This window comes from Stutzerimonas degradans (genome assembly GCF_024448505.1).
GTDB classification, from domain to species: domain Bacteria; phylum Pseudomonadota; class Gammaproteobacteria; order Pseudomonadales; family Pseudomonadaceae; genus Stutzerimonas; species Stutzerimonas degradans.
The window spans coordinates 192,411-206,896 of record NZ_JAMOHV010000005.1 but is presented as its reverse complement, the minus strand read 5'-3'; the positions used below and the strand labels follow the sequence as shown (position 1 = coordinate 206,896).

General features: G+C 57.1%; 16 protein-coding genes and 3 tRNA genes. 5 read left to right on the top strand and 14 right to left on the bottom strand.

The genetic code is table 11. From position 1 onward, the window contains the following. Positions 1 to 121: 121 nt before the first annotated feature. From NAV27_RS09635 to NAV27_RS09590, 10 genes are all read right to left on the bottom strand, one after another. A tRNA-Pro gene (locus NAV27_RS09635) sits at positions 122 to 198 on the bottom strand. An 89-nt stretch (positions 199 to 287) separates the two neighbouring features. Beyond that, positions 288 to 644, bottom strand: a complete 357-nt coding sequence (locus NAV27_RS09630; protein ID WP_008569016.1) for a MerR family transcriptional regulator — start codon at positions 642 to 644, stop codon at positions 288 to 290. Beyond that, positions 625 to 927, bottom strand: coding sequence for an integration host factor subunit alpha (ihfA, locus tag NAV27_RS09625; RefSeq protein WP_003282572.1), 303 nt, complete (start codon positions 925 to 927; stop codon positions 625 to 627). The genes NAV27_RS09630 and ihfA overlap by 20 nt, the downstream gene beginning before the upstream one ends. Before the next feature lie 3 nt (positions 928 to 930). Further along, a complete protein-coding gene (gene pheT, locus NAV27_RS09620) occupies positions 931 to 3,309 on the bottom strand; it encodes a phenylalanine--tRNA ligase subunit beta (protein WP_102829216.1) in 2,379 nt (792 codons plus the stop codon). Between the two features lie 34 nt (positions 3,310 to 3,343). Beyond that, the gene (gene pheS, locus NAV27_RS09615; RefSeq protein WP_102829217.1) at positions 3,344 to 4,360 is read right to left on the bottom strand and encodes a phenylalanine--tRNA ligase subunit alpha; all 1,017 of its coding nucleotides are present in this window, start codon (positions 4,358 to 4,360) and stop codon (positions 3,344 to 3,346) included. Between the two features lie 175 nt (positions 4,361 to 4,535). Continuing rightward, entirely contained in the window at positions 4,536 to 4,892 is a 357-nt protein-coding gene (rplT, locus tag NAV27_RS09610) for a 50S ribosomal protein L20 (protein WP_008569012.1), read from the bottom strand. Between the two features lie 27 nt (positions 4,893 to 4,919). Beyond that, positions 4,920 to 5,114, bottom strand: coding sequence for a 50S ribosomal protein L35 (gene rpmI, locus NAV27_RS09605; protein ID WP_003298367.1), 195 nt, complete (start codon positions 5,112 to 5,114; stop codon positions 4,920 to 4,922). A 61-nt stretch (positions 5,115 to 5,175) separates the two neighbouring features. Beyond that, complete coding sequence (gene infC, locus NAV27_RS09600; RefSeq protein ID WP_177313814.1) at positions 5,176 to 5,727, bottom strand: translation initiation factor IF-3; 552 nt, start codon at positions 5,725 to 5,727, stop codon at positions 5,176 to 5,178. Beyond that, a complete protein-coding gene (thrS, locus tag NAV27_RS09595; RefSeq protein ID WP_102829218.1) occupies positions 5,727 to 7,649 on the bottom strand; it encodes a threonine--tRNA ligase in 1,923 nt (640 codons plus the stop codon). The genes infC and thrS overlap by 1 nt, the downstream gene beginning before the upstream one ends. Positions 7,650 to 7,872: 223 nt before the next feature. Further along, positions 7,873 to 7,949, bottom strand: a tRNA-Val gene (locus NAV27_RS09590). 170 nt (positions 7,950 to 8,119) lie between these two features. Between NAV27_RS09590 and NAV27_RS09585 the strand changes: the two genes are divergently transcribed. Beyond that, complete coding sequence (locus NAV27_RS09585) at positions 8,120 to 9,403, top strand: NAD(P)/FAD-dependent oxidoreductase (RefSeq protein ID WP_102829219.1); 1,284 nt, start codon at positions 8,120 to 8,122, stop codon at positions 9,401 to 9,403. A 5-nt stretch (positions 9,404 to 9,408) separates the two neighbouring features. On the opposite strand, the gene NAV27_RS09580 is transcribed toward NAV27_RS09585, so the two are convergent. Both NAV27_RS09580 and NAV27_RS09575 read right to left on the bottom strand, forming a co-directional pair. Next, complete coding sequence (locus NAV27_RS09580; protein ID WP_180981453.1) at positions 9,409 to 10,359, bottom strand: PA2778 family cysteine peptidase; 951 nt, start codon at positions 10,357 to 10,359, stop codon at positions 9,409 to 9,411. Then, positions 10,356 to 10,757, bottom strand: coding sequence for a PA2779 family protein (locus NAV27_RS09575; RefSeq protein WP_008569006.1), 402 nt, complete (start codon positions 10,755 to 10,757; stop codon positions 10,356 to 10,358). The genes NAV27_RS09580 and NAV27_RS09575 overlap by 4 nt, the downstream gene beginning before the upstream one ends. A gap of 197 nt (positions 10,758 to 10,954) precedes the next feature. Between NAV27_RS09575 and NAV27_RS09570 the strand changes: the two genes are divergently transcribed. Continuing rightward, positions 10,955 to 11,248: an I78 family peptidase inhibitor gene (locus tag NAV27_RS09570; protein WP_232249130.1), complete on the top strand. Its 294-nt coding sequence runs from the start codon at positions 10,955 to 10,957 to the stop codon at positions 11,246 to 11,248. Between the two features lie 52 nt (positions 11,249 to 11,300). Here NAV27_RS09570 and NAV27_RS09565 read toward each other — a convergent pair whose 3' ends face one another. After that, on the bottom strand, positions 11,301 to 12,332 hold the full coding sequence (locus NAV27_RS09565; protein ID WP_102829351.1) for an acyltransferase family protein: 1,032 nt from the start codon (positions 12,330 to 12,332) through the stop codon (positions 11,301 to 11,303). Between the two features lie 340 nt (positions 12,333 to 12,672). Here NAV27_RS09565 and mobA point away from each other — a divergent pair, with 340 nt between their 5' ends. The 3 genes from mobA (at position 12,673) to NAV27_RS09550 (ending at position 13,769) form a co-directional block, all read left to right on the top strand. After that, a complete protein-coding gene (gene mobA, locus NAV27_RS09560) occupies positions 12,673 to 13,254 on the top strand; it encodes a molybdenum cofactor guanylyltransferase MobA (RefSeq protein WP_102829221.1) in 582 nt (193 codons plus the stop codon). Positions 13,255 to 13,319: 65 nt separating this feature from the next. Beyond that, the gene (locus NAV27_RS09555; protein ID WP_008569001.1) at positions 13,320 to 13,541 is read left to right on the top strand and encodes a YgdI/YgdR family lipoprotein; all 222 of its coding nucleotides are present in this window, start codon (positions 13,320 to 13,322) and stop codon (positions 13,539 to 13,541) included. Between the two features lie 151 nt (positions 13,542 to 13,692). Then, positions 13,693 to 13,769 (top strand) — tRNA-Pro (locus tag NAV27_RS09550). Between the two features lie 107 nt (positions 13,770 to 13,876). On the opposite strand, the gene NAV27_RS09545 is transcribed toward NAV27_RS09550, so the two are convergent. After that, positions 13,877 to 14,116, bottom strand: a complete 240-nt coding sequence (locus tag NAV27_RS09545; protein WP_008569000.1) for a glutaredoxin family protein — start codon at positions 14,114 to 14,116, stop codon at positions 13,877 to 13,879. Positions 14,117 to 14,486 lie beyond the last annotated feature (370 nt).

Genomic DNA, 14,486 nt, shown 5'->3' with positions numbered 1-14,486 from the left:
AACATTTAGCTAACGGTGACCCAACGGTGACCAGCATGAGCAAAATCTTAACCTGCGGCAATAAATAGCGGGCATAAAAAAATCCAGTCACCGCTAAGTGACTGGATTTCTTGAGGATTTTTGGTCGGGACGGAGTGATTCGAACACTCGACCCCTTGCACCCCATGCAAGTGCGCTACCAGGCTGCGCTACGCCCCGTAGTCTTCTGTGAAAGCTGAAGACGGACGAAATTATACATTAAGCGACTGAAAATGTGAAGGTTTTTCTTCCGTTGGCTTTGCCCTGCTCTACTTACGCAGAACTTGTAGTACTTCCTCCAACTCGCAGATCATCTGGCGAATCAGTTGCTTGTATTGCGTGGTGTCTTCGCGCGCCTCATCACCTGACAAGCGCAGCCTAGCTCCACCAATAGTGAATCCCTGCTCGTAAAGGAGTGCACGAATCTGACGGATCATCAACACATCCTGTCGCTGATAGTACCGCCGATTGCCTCTTCTCTTCACAGGGTTGAGCTGTGGAAACTCTTGCTCCCAGTAACGCAGTACATGGGGTTTCACCGCGCAAAGCTCACTGACCTCACCGATAGTGAAATAGCGCTTGCCAGGGATGACGGGCAGTTCGTCGTTATGACTTGGTTCCAGCATAGGCCTCGACTCTGGCTTTGAGTTTTTGCCCTGGACGGAAAGTTACGACGCGGCGCGCCGTGATCGGAATTTCTTCGCCTGTCTTCGGGTTACGACCAGGGCGCTGGCGCTTATCGCGCAGGTCGAAATTGCCAAACCCTGACAATTTCACCTGCTCGTTATGTTCCAGCGCCTGACGAATTTCTTCGAAAAAAAGCTCGACCAACTCCTTGGCTTCACGCTTATTCAAGCCTAGCTCTTCGTATAGACGTTCCGCCATTTCAGCTTTCGTCAGAGCCCCCATACGCTATTTCCTTAACGTGGCGTTGAACCTTTCTTCCAGCGAGGTCAGGATGCTCTGCATAGCAGCGCCAACCTCTTCGTCATTAAGAGTGCGTGAAGGGTGTTGCCAGGTCAAGCCGACTGCCACACTTTTGCTAGAGGGATCAATACCTTTGCCCTGATACACATCAAATAGCTTGAGGTGAACCAAGTATTCCCCAGCCGCCTCGCGAATACACTGCGTCACCGCCTCAGCTGCGACGTCGCGGTCGACGAGCAGAGCAATATCCCGCCGCACTTCAGGGAATCTCGACAGCTCGCTGAACTGTGGGAGTCGCCCTTCGACAATTTCTGAAACGAGCAATTCAAACAGATATACCGGCTGATCGATTCCTAGATTACCGGCCAACTCCGGATGCAGTCTGCCGATGTAGCCGACCAGTCGCCCGTCCCGCTCAATACGAGCGGTCTGCCCAGGATGCAGAGCCGAATGCTCGGCAACAACGAACCGATACGACCCACCATCACCCGCGTAGGCCAGCAACGCCTCGACGTCCGCCTTAGCATCGTAGAAATCGACCAGTTCGCGTTCGTTAGCCCATCCCTCAGGCAAACGACTGCCGGACACCACACCGGCCAGCATGCATTCCTGTTTCAGCCCGTCCAGCTGGCCAACGAAACGCAAGCCGGCCTCGAACAAACGTACCCTCGACTGCTGACGATTGAGATTGTGCTGCAACGCTTTGATCAGGCCCGGCCACAGCGATACACGCATCACTGCCATATCAGCGGAGATCGGATTAGCCAATTGCAGCGGCGTTACCCCAGGCGCGAACAGCTCAAACAGTTTCGGATCGATGAAGCTGTAGGTGATTGCCTCCTGATAACCACGTGCGACTAGCAGACGCCGCAGAAGCGGCAACTCTGCACGAGCTTCAGCCTTCGCTTCCGGTGCAAGACGCGCCTGCGGATAGCGCACGGGAAGACGATCATAGCCATACAGCCGGCCCAGCTCTTCGATCAGATCGACCTCTAGGCTGATATCGAAACGATGACTGGGAACGCCGATCTGCCAACGGCCGATGCCGTCGTCGGTAACGCTCAAGCCGAGCGAGGTCAACAACCGAACCACCTGAGTAGGCTCGAGTTGCAAACCCAGCATCTGGCTGATGCGCTCTGCGCGCAACGTAATCGGAGCAATTTTCGGCAGATCGACTTCGCTTACTACCTCTGTGATTGGGCCTGCTTCGCCGCCAACAATCTCAAGCAGCAACGCTGTGGCACGCTCCATGGCGATTCGAGCCAATTGAGGATCGACACCACGCTCATAGCGGTGCGACGCGTCGGTATGCAAACCATAGGAGCGAGCCTTACCGGCCAAGGCGATGGTGTCGAAGAACGCGCTCTCAAGGAAAATGTCTCGGGTTTGCGCGGCCACACCGCTATGCTCGCCACCCATTACACCGGCGATGGCTAAGGCTCGCTGATGATCTGCGATCACCAACGTATCAGCGCGCAGCGTCACTTCCTGGCCGTCCAGCAAAACCAGTTTTTCGCCTTCGTCAGCCATCCGCACTCGAACGCCGCCGTTGATCTGCTTCAGATCGAAGGCATGGAGTGGTTGTCCGAGCTCAAGCATCACGTAATTGGTGATATCGACGACCGCATCAATGCTGCGCACGTCAGAGCGACGCAGACGCTCCACCATCCACAACGGCGTCGGGCGCGAGCAATCAATATTACGAATGACACGCCCCAGATAACGCGGGCAGGCTTGTGGGGCGGCCACTTCAATAGAAAGACGCTGTTCGTGGCTTTCCGCAACAGCCGGAACAGACGGAACGTTCACTGCGACGTCATATATCGCACCCACTTCGCGCGCCAAACCTTTCAGCGACAGACAATCCCCCCGATTCGGAGTCAAGCCGATTTCGATGGTCGCATCATCCAGCCCCAAGTAGTCACGTAAGTCGCGTCCAACCGATGCGTCATCGAGCAATTCCATCAAACCGCTGTCATCGTTACCGACCTGCAGTTCGGTTTCCGAGCAAAGCATGCCGTTGGATTCGATTCCGCGCAGCTTGGCCTTCTTGATCTTGAAGTCACCCGGAAGCACCGCACCGATCATGGCGAAAGGGATCTTCAATCCGGCGCGCACATTCGGCGCACCGCACACCACCTGGAAGGCTTCGACACCGTTGCTGACCTGACAAACACGCAGCTTATCGGCATCGGGGTGCTGCTCGACACTCAGCACTTGGCCGACCACCACGCCGCTGAACATGCCGGCAACGGGAGTAACGGCATCAACCTCGAGGCCAACCATCGACAGGCGAGCTACCAGTTCGTCACGAGAAACCTGCGGATTAACCCAGCTCCGCAGCCACTGTTCACTAAATTTCATTCTGTTCTCCTAAATCCGTTGACGGGCACCGCGCCTAGCGAAACTGCGCCAAGAACCGCAGGTCGTTGTCGAAGAACAGGCGTAAATCATTGACGCCATAGCGAAGCATGGCCAGGCGCTCGGCACCCATACCAAAGGCAAATCCTTGGTATTTCTCCGGGTCGATGCCGGACATCCGCAATACGTTCGGATGCACCATGCCGCAGCCCATGACCTCAAGCCAACCAGTCTGCTTGCATACCCGGCAGCCCTTACCGCTGCACATCACGCACTGCATGTCCACTTCGGCCGAAGGCTCGGTGAACGGAAAGAAGGAAGGTCGAAAGCGCACACCGAGCGGCTTTTCAAAGAACACCCGCAGAAATTCCTCGATGGTGCCTTTTAGGTCGGCGAAGCTGATGCCCTCGTCGATCAGCAAGCCCTCTACTTGATGGAACATCGGCGAATGAGTGATATCAGAATCGCAGCGATAGACTCGCCCCGGACAAACGATCCGGATTGGCGGCTGGCGGGACTCCATAGTTCGTACCTGAACCGGAGATGTATGGGTCCGCAACAGCATATTGGCGTTGAAGTAGAAGGTATCGTGCATCGCCCGCGCCGGGTGATGGCCCGGGATGTTGAGGGCCTCGAAGTTGTGATAGTCATCCTCAACTTCAGGCCCTTCGGCAACCCTGTATCCGATGTGGCTGAAGAACTGTTCGATGCGCTCGAGCGTACGGGTCACCGGATGCAGGCCGCCCGAGATCTGGCCACGCCCAGGCAGGGAAACGTCAATGCGCTCAGCTGCCAGCTGAGCGCCCAGCGCCACCTGCTCAAGCTCAGCCTTGCGGGCGTTGAGAACGTCTTGAATCTGGGATTTGGCCGCGTTGATCAATGCGCCTGCCTTGGGTCGCTCCTCCGGCGAAAGCTTCCCCAATGTTTGCATCACCAGAGTCAGCTCGCCCTTCTTTCCCAGGTACTGGACCCGAATCTGCTCCAAGGCGTTGACGTCTTCGCTTCGTTGCACAGCCTCGAGCGCTTGCGAGACCAGTGCCTCCAGGTTTTCCATGTACACAACCTCCAGAGGTTCTTGCAGAACCGCACTGGCCGCCGATCGAGGCGCAGATCGGTGCCACGCGCACTTTTGCAAAAGCCCCTCGCAAATACAAAATAGGGGAAGAGCATGAGACTCTTCCCCTATTGATGACGTTGCAGCAGGCTAGAAAGCCTGTGATTGCCGGGGCTTAAGCCAGAGAAGCTTTCGCTTTTTCGACAATCGCAGCAAACGCCGCTTTCTCATTCACTGCCAGATCGGCCAGAACCTTACGGTCGATCTCGATGGCCGCCTTTTTCAGGCCAGCGATGAAACGGCTGTAGGACAGACCGTTAACACGCGCACCGGCATTGATACGAGCGATCCACAGAGCGCGGAACTGACGCTTGCGCTGACGGCGGTCGCGGTAGGCATATTGGCCAGCCTTGATTACCGCCTGCTTGGCGACGCGGAACACGCGCGAACGCGCACCGTAGTAGCCTTTGGCGAGTTTCAGGATTTTCTTGTGACGGCGACGGGCAACGACGCCACGCTTAACACGAGCCATGAGTTATTCCTCTGAGTCTTGACCGGATTAACGAACGCGCAGCATGCGCTCCACTTTTGCAACGTCGGACGGATGCACTTGCGAGCAACCGCGCAGCTGACGCTTACGCTTAGTGGTCATCTTGGTCAGGATGTGGCTCTTGAAAGCGTGCTTGTGCTTGAAGCCGTTAGCAGTCTTCTTGAAGCGCTTCGCAGCACCACTTTTAGTCTTCATCTTTGGCATGTTCGATCTCCACAGTGTGGGTGATTACAAATAACCGCAAGGCCTGCCAGTGCCCTGGTGATTACTTTTTCTTCTTGGGAGCGATGACCATGATCAGCTGGCGTCCTTCCATCTTCGGATGCTGTTCTACGGAACCGTATTCAGCCAGATCGGTTTCGACCCGCTTCAACAACTCCATTCCCAGCTCCTGATGTGCCATCTCACGACCACGGAATCTCAACGAAACCTTGGCCCTGTCTCCCTCGCTAAGGAAACGAATCAGGTTGCGCAGCTTGACCTGATAGTCTCCCTCTTCCGTCCCTGGACGAAACTTGATTTCTTTTACCTGGATCTGCTTCTGGTTTTTCTTCGCCGCTGCGACCTGCTTCTTCTTCTCGAAGAGATGCTTGCCGTAATCCATGATCCGGCAAACCGGCGGAACGGCATCAGCGGAAATTTCCACCAGATCCAGTTTTGCTTCTTCTGCTACTCGAAGCGCTTCATCAATCGAGACGATGCCAATCTGCTCGCCGTCAGCACCAATCAAACGGACCTCACGAGCCGAGATATTCTCGTTGATCGGGGCCTTGGGTGCGGTTCGTTTGTCTTGTCTCATTTCACGCTTAATAGCTATTACTCCAAATCTTGGCGACCACGCCGGGAAACCGCCTGCGCCAGCAGCTGCGCGAATTGCTCGAGGGGCATGGAGCCCAGATCGACGCCTTCGCGGGTGCGCACAGCAACGGAGCGAGTCTCAACCTCCCGATCCCCGATAACCAAGAGATAAGGAGTCTTGAGCAAAGTATGCTCGCGGATTTTAAAGCCGATCTTCTCGTTTCTCAAGTCGGACTTGGCACGAAACCCGCTTTGACTCAAGGTTCTTTCAACTTCGAGAGCAAATTCGGCCTGCTTGTCGGTGATATTCATCACCACCGCCTGAGTCGGTGCCAGCCAGGCCGGGAAGGCTCCTTCGTAGTGCTCGATCAGGATACCGATGAAGCGCTCGAATGAACCGAGAATTGCGCGATGCAACATCACCGGATGCTGGCGGTCATTGTTTTCACTGACGTATTCAGCACCCAGACGAATAGGCAGATTGAAGTCCAGCTGCAACGTACCGCATTGCCAGACCCGGCCGAGGCAATCTTTCAGCGAGAATTCGATCTTGGGTCCGTAGAACGCACCTTCACCCGGCTGCAGATCGTATGCCAGTCCAGCGCTGTCGAGCGCCGCAGCCAGAGCCGCCTCAGCCCGATCCCACAGCTCATCGGAACCCACGCGCTTTTCCGGGCGAGTCGACAGCTTGAGCTGGATATCGTCGAAACCGAAATCAGCATACACCGCCTGAGTCAGCTTGATGAATGCCGCGGACTCGGACTGCATTTGCTCTTCGGTACAGAAGATATGCGCGTCATCCTGAGTGAAGCCGCGCACCCGCATAATCCCATGCAACGCGCCGGATGGCTCATTGCGGTGGCAGGCACCGAACTCAGCCAGCCGCAACGGCAGCTCGCGGTAGCTCTTGAGCCCCTGGTTGTAGACCTGCACGTGGCACGGGCAGTTCATCGGCTTGATCGCGTAATCACGACTCTCCGACTCGGTGGTGAACATGTTCTCGGCGTAGTTCGCCCAATGTCCCGACTTTTCCCAGAGAACCCGATCCACCACCTGGGGCGTCTTGATCTCCAGATAGCCGTTATCGCGCTGCACGGCACGCATGTACTGCTCAAGCACTTGGTAGAGCGTCCAGCCGTTCGGATGCCAGAAAACCATGCCCGGCGCTTCTTCCTGCGTATGAAACAGATCAAGGCGCTTGCCGATCTTGCGGTGATCGCGCTTCTCTGCCTCCTCGATGCGCTGGATGTAGGCCGCCAGCTGCTTCTTGTCCGCCCAGGCCGTACCGTAGATACGCTGCAGCTGCTCGTTCTTGGCATCGCCACGCCAGTACGCGCCCGACAGCTTGGTCAGCTTGAAAGCCTTAAGAAAGCGGGTATTAGGGACGTGCGGACCACGGCACATGTCCACGTATTCCTCGTGGTAGTACAGGCCCATCGACTGCTCGTCCGGCATATCCTCGATCAAGCGCAGCTTGTATTCCTCGCCACGCGAACTGAAGACATCAATCACTTCCTGGCGCGGAGTGACCTTCTTGACGACATCGTAATCCTTGTCGATGAGTTCGCGCATTCGCGCTTCGATCGCGGCGACGTCATCCGGCGTAAAGGGACGCTCGTAGGCGATGTCGTAATAGAAGCCCTCGTCGATCACGGGCCCGATCACCATCCGCGCCGTCGGATACAACTGCTTCACCGCATGCCCGATCAAGTGCGCACACGAGTGACGGATGATTTCCAGCCCCTCGTCATCCTTCGGCGTGATGATCTGCACGCTGGCATCGCGCTCGATCAGATCACAGGCATCGACCAGCCGGCCATCTACCTTGCCGGCGAGCGTCGCCTTGGCTAGTCCCGCACCGATGGACTGCGCAACCTCCGCAACGGACACCGCATGATCGAACGAACGCTGACTGCCGTCAGGAAGAGTAATGATGGGCATGGCGCCTCCTCTCCTAGTGGTGACCCCTACCAAAGGCCACATGGGTTGGGATGAGCCAGGAAAGCGATTCAGCGAATCTCCTGCCGCACAGTGGCAGATGCCGGTAGGCTCGAGCCGCACAAACCGAAGTCACTGGAAGAATGAAACAGACATGCTTTCAGAAAGCCACGCACCCTGACAAGCAAGCCAAAAAAAAGGGTCGCTTTCGCGACCCTTTCCGAATTGGTAGGCACAATTGGATTCGAACCAACGACCCCCACCATGTCAAGGTGGTGCTCTAACCAACTGAGCTATGTGCCTTCGATGGGGGCGCATTCTATAGCCAGCCCCGCGAGAGTCAAGCTTTTTTTCAGCTAAGCCGCTGATATCTGAAAAATTTACCGGGACGCGAGCGGATGGAGCGGCAGCGCTGGCGGAGCACCAGCGGTCGCGCTAGCATCGCGTCAAATATATACAACAGGTATATCGAAATGCCGCACACACCCTACCCCCCGTCTTTCTATGCTGCTTCAGCGAATCCAGCACCGGAACGGCCGCCATTACGTGAAAGCAAGCACGCCGATGTCTGCGTCATCGGCGCCGGCTACACCGGCCTTTCCGCCGGCCTGTTTCTCGCCGAACAGGGCTATCAGGTAGTGGTCCTGGAGGCGGCCCGGGTAGGCTTCGGGGCCTCTGGGCGCAACGGCGGCCAGATCGTCAACAGCTACAGTCGGGATCTCGACAGCGTGGAGCGCAGTGTTAGCGTCAACGAAGCGCGCCTGATCGGCGCGATGGCGTTTGAAGGCGGAAGGATCATTCGTGACCGCATCACGCGTTACGGCATCCAGTGCGACCTCAAGAACGGCGGCGTTTTCGCAGCCTTCACGCACAAACAAATGCACCACCTCGAGCAGCAGAAAGCGCTCTGGGAGCGCTATGGCTACGACCAGTTGGAAGTACTCGATCAAGATGCCATTCGCGAGATCGTCGCTTGCGATCGCTACATCGGCGGGACCCTGGACAAGCTGGGCGGCCACATCCACCCACTTAACCTTGCGCTGGGCGAGGCTGCGGCGCTGGAGTCGCTGGGCGGAATCATTTATGAGCAAAGCCAGGCAATCCGTATCGATCGCGGTCCCGCGCCAGTAGTGCACACCGCGCAAGGCTCGGTACATGCAAAATTCTTGGTAATTGCCGGCAACGCCTACCTTGGCGGACTGGTACCCGAACTCGCCGCCAAATCGATGCCGTGCGGAACCCAGGTAATTGCGACCGAACCGCTGGACGGTGATCTCGCCCACCGTCTACTGCCGCAGGACTACTGCGTCGAAGACTGCAACTACCTACTCGACTATTACCGACTCTCTGCCGACAAACGCCTCATCTACGGTGGTGGCGTGGCATATGGGGCACGCGATCCAGCCGATATCGAATCGATCATTCGCCCCAAGATGCTAAAGACCTTTCCACAGCTACAGGACGTCAAGATCGAATACAGCTGGACCGGCAATTTCCTGCTTACGCTGTCGCGGTTACCGCAGGTCGGACGCCTGGGAGACAACATTTACTACTCGCAGGGCTGCAGCGGCCACGGCGTCACCTACACCCACCTGGCCGGCAAGATCATCGCCGAAGCCTTGCGCGGCCAGGCGGAACGTTTCGATGCTTTCGCTAGTCTGCCGCACCATCCCTTCCCTGGCGGCCATCAGCTACGCGTGCCGCTGAGCGCGCTTGGCGCGCTGTACTACAGTCTGCGCGATAGATTGGGCATCTGATTAGATTAGCGACAGGCAGGAATCGCCTGGCAAGCCTGTCGCGCACCAGCGACGGGCAACGGCAGAGGCTCGGCAAAGCGCGTGTCCTGCGGCGAGATACTCGCCGCGCAAGTGCGCGCCTGCTGCGCTTCGTTGAAGCATCCTTTTTCTGCCAATACATGCGAAAGGTTGAACCAGCCGGGAGCGAATCCGGCGTCGCGGCTCACGCTGATGCGCAGCGCCTGCTCTGCAGCCTGCCGATCACCCAGTGCATATTCGCTGTTAGCTAGCGCAAACCACGGCATGCCGCCAGGCCAGCGCTCGCCGGCCACGCGATAGGCCACTTGCGCTGAATCCACCAGCCCCACCTGCTCAAGGTCATTCGCTGCCCGCAGCCAGACCGCCTCCTCGGCCGTCGCTGGCAATCGATCCGGCCTAACCGTCACGATTGCCCAGCGATCCCCCTTCGCCCAGCTACGCTCGAACTGGTGAAAACTGCCGACCCAACGCCGAGTGGTCCCGGAGCGCAGAATGATCTCTTGCTCGCCCAGGTCGTAGCCGATCACCACAGCGAAATGCCACTGCGGCCAGCGATCGAAGGCCAGGTTCTGCAAAACCAGAACCGGATTACCCGCGGCCACTTCCTCCAAGAGCGTTTCCAGCCGCGGGCGCAACGGATACACCAGCATCCCGTTCGCACGCGCAGCGGCCACCATCTCTACCTGCAGGCTTCCACGGCGCTGCGGGATATAGACCTGATCGACCAACTGTTCAGGAGTGACTGGCCGTCCGCCATGCGCCAGCATTGTCGCCAGCGCCGCAGGTCCGCACTGATAATCCTCCTGCGCGAAGAATGGCGTATCGACAAGTTCGATCCGCTCCGGCAGCTGCGCACTACCGATGTTCAGCGGTTTGTGTGCGCAGCCGCCGAGTAGAACGACGACCAGCAATACCAGCCAACCAAGGCGTCGGGTCAACGGTTGATGCAATTGACGAAATTGAAAATGTTAGTTGCACAAAGCATATCCGTGATGATGAAGATCACCAGGAACAGCACGATTATCCCAACCACACCGGCACCGGCCGGGGCCTGGTCGAGCTGCTGGTTGAACTGCGCCAGTTCTGCGGGGGTCAGGCTGTTAATACGCTTCTCTACCTGCGTCCGATCGACGCCCATCGACTCGAGTTTCTTCTGCACGTCCTGATCGTCCAACATCGTAAGCAGCTGTTGGCGATCGACTTGCTGTTGCTGCTCGGCAATCACTTCGGGCGTACCGATCATCGCCGCCTGCGCCATCGGAATCTGCGCAACCAGCATGAAATGCAAAGCCGCCACAACGGCAGCGACACGCTTGAGCAGGGATGAGCTGAACATGGTGCTACTCCTTTTTCGAGATCGGCCTGTGCAACTGCAAAAGGCCATCACCAGTAAGACGAACGACAGCCGCTTCGGTTCCCGCTTGTCAGGTATTTCGTGACGGACTTTGGTTGGCCGGCATTTTACCTTTTGCTTGTCCGTCACTAACGTTGATCGTAGTAGATCGAATTCAATCAGCCTAAATGGGAAAGCACATGTCCAAACCGCGTTGCGTAGTGTTGCTATTCGTCGCGTCATTTCTTGCAGGCTGCCAGTGGCATCCTGTAACCACCGAAGCCGCCGGCAATATGTGCGACTCGCAGCACGTGCAGCACCTACTGGGCCGAATCGCCACCCCACAATTGCTTGAGCAGGCACGCGAACTGGCCGGAGCTCAATCCGCACGCCTGCTGCGCCCGGATCAGGTCGTTACTCTGGAGTACGATTCACGGCGACTGAACATCCACACCGACAAGAATCTGAAGATCCAACGACTAACATGCGGTTAAGAACGCGCCCACCGGCAGGTGACCGCGCCCTAAACCTTCGGCTACGCCGCAGTTACTGCGCCATCGCCCTGCGCACGCGGAGATTGGATGCTGAAACGGGCTTGGGCGGTGTGAGAAGAAAACCAAGCCGGTAGCGATTGATCACGATCTGGGCAAGCAGCGGCGCCGCGATACCAACCAGCGTTCCCAGCACCAGATGCACCGGTATCGAATCGATACCTAGGAAGCTGGCAAGAATTACGCGCACGCCACTGCCTGCCAGGATGTGCATCAGATAGATCGTCATTGACGACGCACCGAGGAACAGCAACCAGCCCACCCGGAACTGCCCCAGCCACATGGAGAGCGCGACCATAAAGAAGATCGAAATGGTCGCCAGCGCCAGCACCGGCAAGCCACCGTCCACATAGTTCATCCCGAACGTTATGTGGAACAGGTACTGCCCGACCAGAAAAAGCGCTCCGAAGAACAGCGTCAGCTGTACGCAGCGCGCCAGAAAGAACTGTTTAACCTCGTTGAACCAGATGCCCAACGCGAAGAAAACGGTATTGCCGAGGATGAACTTGGTCGCCGTATTGCCCGTGAGCGCGTCCTTGAATATGAAAAGCACGCCAAACAGAACCACCATCGGTAAGAAGTAACGACGGTCAGCTCGCGCGTATAGAAAGGAGCAGAGCACGAACACCAGGAACAGCGCATACAGGAACCAGAACTGGGCTCGCGGCATCCACAACAGGGAGAACACCTCGGCCAGTGTTACCTGACCATTGGTGTAGTTGGAAAGCACAACCTCGATCAGACCTTGCAACAGCGACCAGACGATAAACGGGTAAACGATGGTATCGACCTTGTTGATGATCAACCCGCCCTTGCCACGTTTTTGCAGCGAGTCGAAGAAGAAAAGCCCCGACAGAAAGAAGAACAATGGCATGTGGAAGCTGTAGATAATGCTGTCCACCAGTACGTAATTGGCTTCATCCATAGGCAGGCCCGCGTTGAACACCCCGCGCGCGACGTGCCCATAAACGACCAGGATGATCCCTATCGCCTTGGCATAATCGACCCAGACATTTCTCTCCTGCATCATCATCGTTCTCCTTGTTGTGAAGGCATCGGAAAGCCGGCGCTCAGCCGGCGCTTGAGAGCGGATGCTGCAGATAGACAATGCTTTCGAGGATTTGTTTGGGCCTCGGCAAACGGACAGCCTGCAGCGGCGAGCAGCCATAACACTCAGCCCCGCTCACCAAATGAATAATCGACGTCAGAGGCATGCGAAACGTCTGATCCAGCAAGCACTACAGCGCGTTACCACGGAGAAGCCACACGCGAAAGCGTCATCGAAGCGATCGATCGCGACCTGGCGCACCCAGTTGTGATGCAAACAGACCGGGTGTATATCACTGCCTTTTTTCTCGGAGCCTGCTATGAGCAACCGTCTTCTGCCTGCGTGCTCCATCCTTTTGCTTGCCGGCGGTCGCGGCCGGCGTATGGGCGGCCAGGACAAGGGATTGATCGAGTGGCACGGACGACCGCTGATTGCCTGGGTGCATGAGACCGTTCGCGCACTAACCGACGATCTGTTGCTGTCATGCAACCGCAACCAGACCGCCTATGCACCTTACGCGGATCGCCTGCTCTCAGATGAAGAACCCGATTATCCCGGGCCATTGGCCGGGATTCGGGCGGGGCTTGCCGCTGCACATCATGATTGGCTGATGGTCTTGCCCTGCGACGCTCCGATGATCGATGCGCTGCTGCTGCGGAGCCTCCACGCAATTGCCACGCAAGATCGTCTGCATCCGTTGATGGTGCGCCGCTCGGCGCAGTGGGAGCCGTTGTTCAGCATGATTCCAACACACCTGGCTGCGCGTCTCGAAGCAGCTTGGCAGGCCGGAGCTCGCAGCCCTCGCCAGGTACTGCTGGCACTAGGATCACGAGCATTGGATCTAGCCGAGGACGATCCACGCCTGGCCAACCTCAACACCCCGGAACTACTCGAACGCTGAGGTTTCGGGAACTTAGCCTGGCGGACGCCCGTCCCACTTGCATCATAACCAAGGAGGCAAGGACCATGACCTCACGCATTATTCCTGCATTGCTTGTCATCGTCGGACTGGGAGCACTCACCGGATGCGCCAATCCGAGCGTTATCACCCTCAACGATGGCCGAGAAATCCAGACGCTCGACCACCCCGAGTATGACGATGAATCCGGCTTCTACGAGTACGAACAGCTCGACGGCAATCCTGGCAAGGTCAACAAGGATCAGGTTCGGACCGTCCGCGAACTCTGAGTATCCGCCCGATGGGTTGGCGCCCCCCTTCCGCCAACCCCCGGCTCTTCGCCAGGCCCAGTGCCTGATCGACCGCAGCCAAGCGCCCTCAAAAAAATCCTTACTAAGCCCTTGTGCGACAAAACTTTTTCTGTAGAATGCGCGCCATCTTCGGAGCGTAGCGCAGCTTGGTAGCGCGTCTCGTTCGGGACGAGAAGGTCGCTGGTTCGAATCCAGTCGCTCCGACCAATTCCCGAATCTCTTGCACGATCCAGCGCAAGATTAAAAAAAAGCCGACCTTGAAGTCGGCTTTTTTCGTTCCGCGAAATATGTCGCCATACAGTCGGCACGGAGCCTCAGACCTGCAGAAAACCCACTATCTGCTCAGCCTCGAACGGCCAATCCAATTCCGCTCCGGTATCAACTCGACGCAACACCGGAATGCGCAGACCGTAATCATCAACCCACTCCGGCCTTTCAGCGATATCCAGTAGCTCGACCAGCAGGCCATGCTCAACCAGCGGCATCAATATCTCCTCGGCCTGCTCACACAAGTGGCAACCAAGGGTTCCGAAAAGCTGACACTCAGGCAGCATAAGCGACTCATTCATATTTCCAGTTATGAAACGCATTCTAGCAGTCGCTTCGCGATTGGATGCCCTCGGTAGCCGCGTCCCCTCCGCATGATTTTGTGAAGCTCCACGCATCGCTCGGCTTGATTAACCGCAAAATTCGACTCTCGCGCACCGAAACGCTAGGATGCCGCAACCCGAAGCAACGGACAGATTGCAGGGTAATTCACATCCGACAGATGCCGCTTCGACAGTCAGGTGCGATATCACCGGAGCAGTCGATGCGGGGAACATACAGACCGCGCTGTCTAAACACGTTGACTGTGAGTTCCTGAAGACTAAAGTCTAAAGGTTGAAATTGTCCTGTAATGTTTTATTGCAGGACGCCGTAAAG

Bases quoted from the DNA above. Each gene is read 5' to 3' on its own strand.
- NAV27_RS09570 (WP_232249130.1), top strand. From the start codon at position 10,955: ATGTCCAAACCGCGTTGCGTAGTGTTGCTATTCGTCGCGTCATTTCTT.
- thrS (WP_102829218.1), bottom strand. From the start codon at position 7,649: ATGCCCATCATTACTCTTCCTGACGGCAGTCAGCGTTCGTTCGATCAT.
- NAV27_RS09585 (WP_102829219.1), top strand. From the start codon at position 8,120: ATGCCGCACACACCCTACCCCCCGTCTTTCTATGCTGCTTCAGCGAAT.
- NAV27_RS09555 (WP_008569001.1), top strand. From the start codon at position 13,320: ATGACCTCACGCATTATTCCTGCATTGCTTGTCATCGTCGGACTGGGA.
- ihfA (WP_003282572.1), bottom strand. From the start codon at position 927: ATGGGGGCTCTGACGAAAGCTGAAATGGCGGAACGTCTATACGAAGAG.
- mobA (WP_102829221.1), top strand. From the start codon at position 12,673: ATGAGCAACCGTCTTCTGCCTGCGTGCTCCATCCTTTTGCTTGCCGGC.
- NAV27_RS09545 (WP_008569000.1), bottom strand. From the start codon at position 14,116: ATGCTGCCTGAGTGTCAGCTTTTCGGAACCCTTGGTTGCCACTTGTGT.
- pheT (WP_102829216.1), bottom strand. From the start codon at position 3,309: ATGAAATTTAGTGAACAGTGGCTGCGGAGCTGGGTTAATCCGCAGGTT.
- pheS (WP_102829217.1), bottom strand. From the start codon at position 4,360: ATGGAAAACCTGGAGGCACTGGTCTCGCAAGCGCTCGAGGCTGTGCAA.
- NAV27_RS09630 (WP_008569016.1), bottom strand. From the start codon at position 644: ATGCTGGAACCAAGTCATAACGACGAACTGCCCGTCATCCCTGGCAAG.
- rplT (WP_008569012.1), bottom strand. From the start codon at position 4,892: ATGGCTCGTGTTAAGCGTGGCGTCGTTGCCCGTCGCCGTCACAAGAAA.
- NAV27_RS09575 (WP_008569006.1), bottom strand. From the start codon at position 10,757: ATGTTCAGCTCATCCCTGCTCAAGCGTGTCGCTGCCGTTGTGGCGGCT.
- rpmI (WP_003298367.1), bottom strand. From the start codon at position 5,114: ATGCCAAAGATGAAGACTAAAAGTGGTGCTGCGAAGCGCTTCAAGAAG.
- NAV27_RS09565 (WP_102829351.1), bottom strand. From the start codon at position 12,332: ATGCAGGAGAGAAATGTCTGGGTCGATTATGCCAAGGCGATAGGGATC.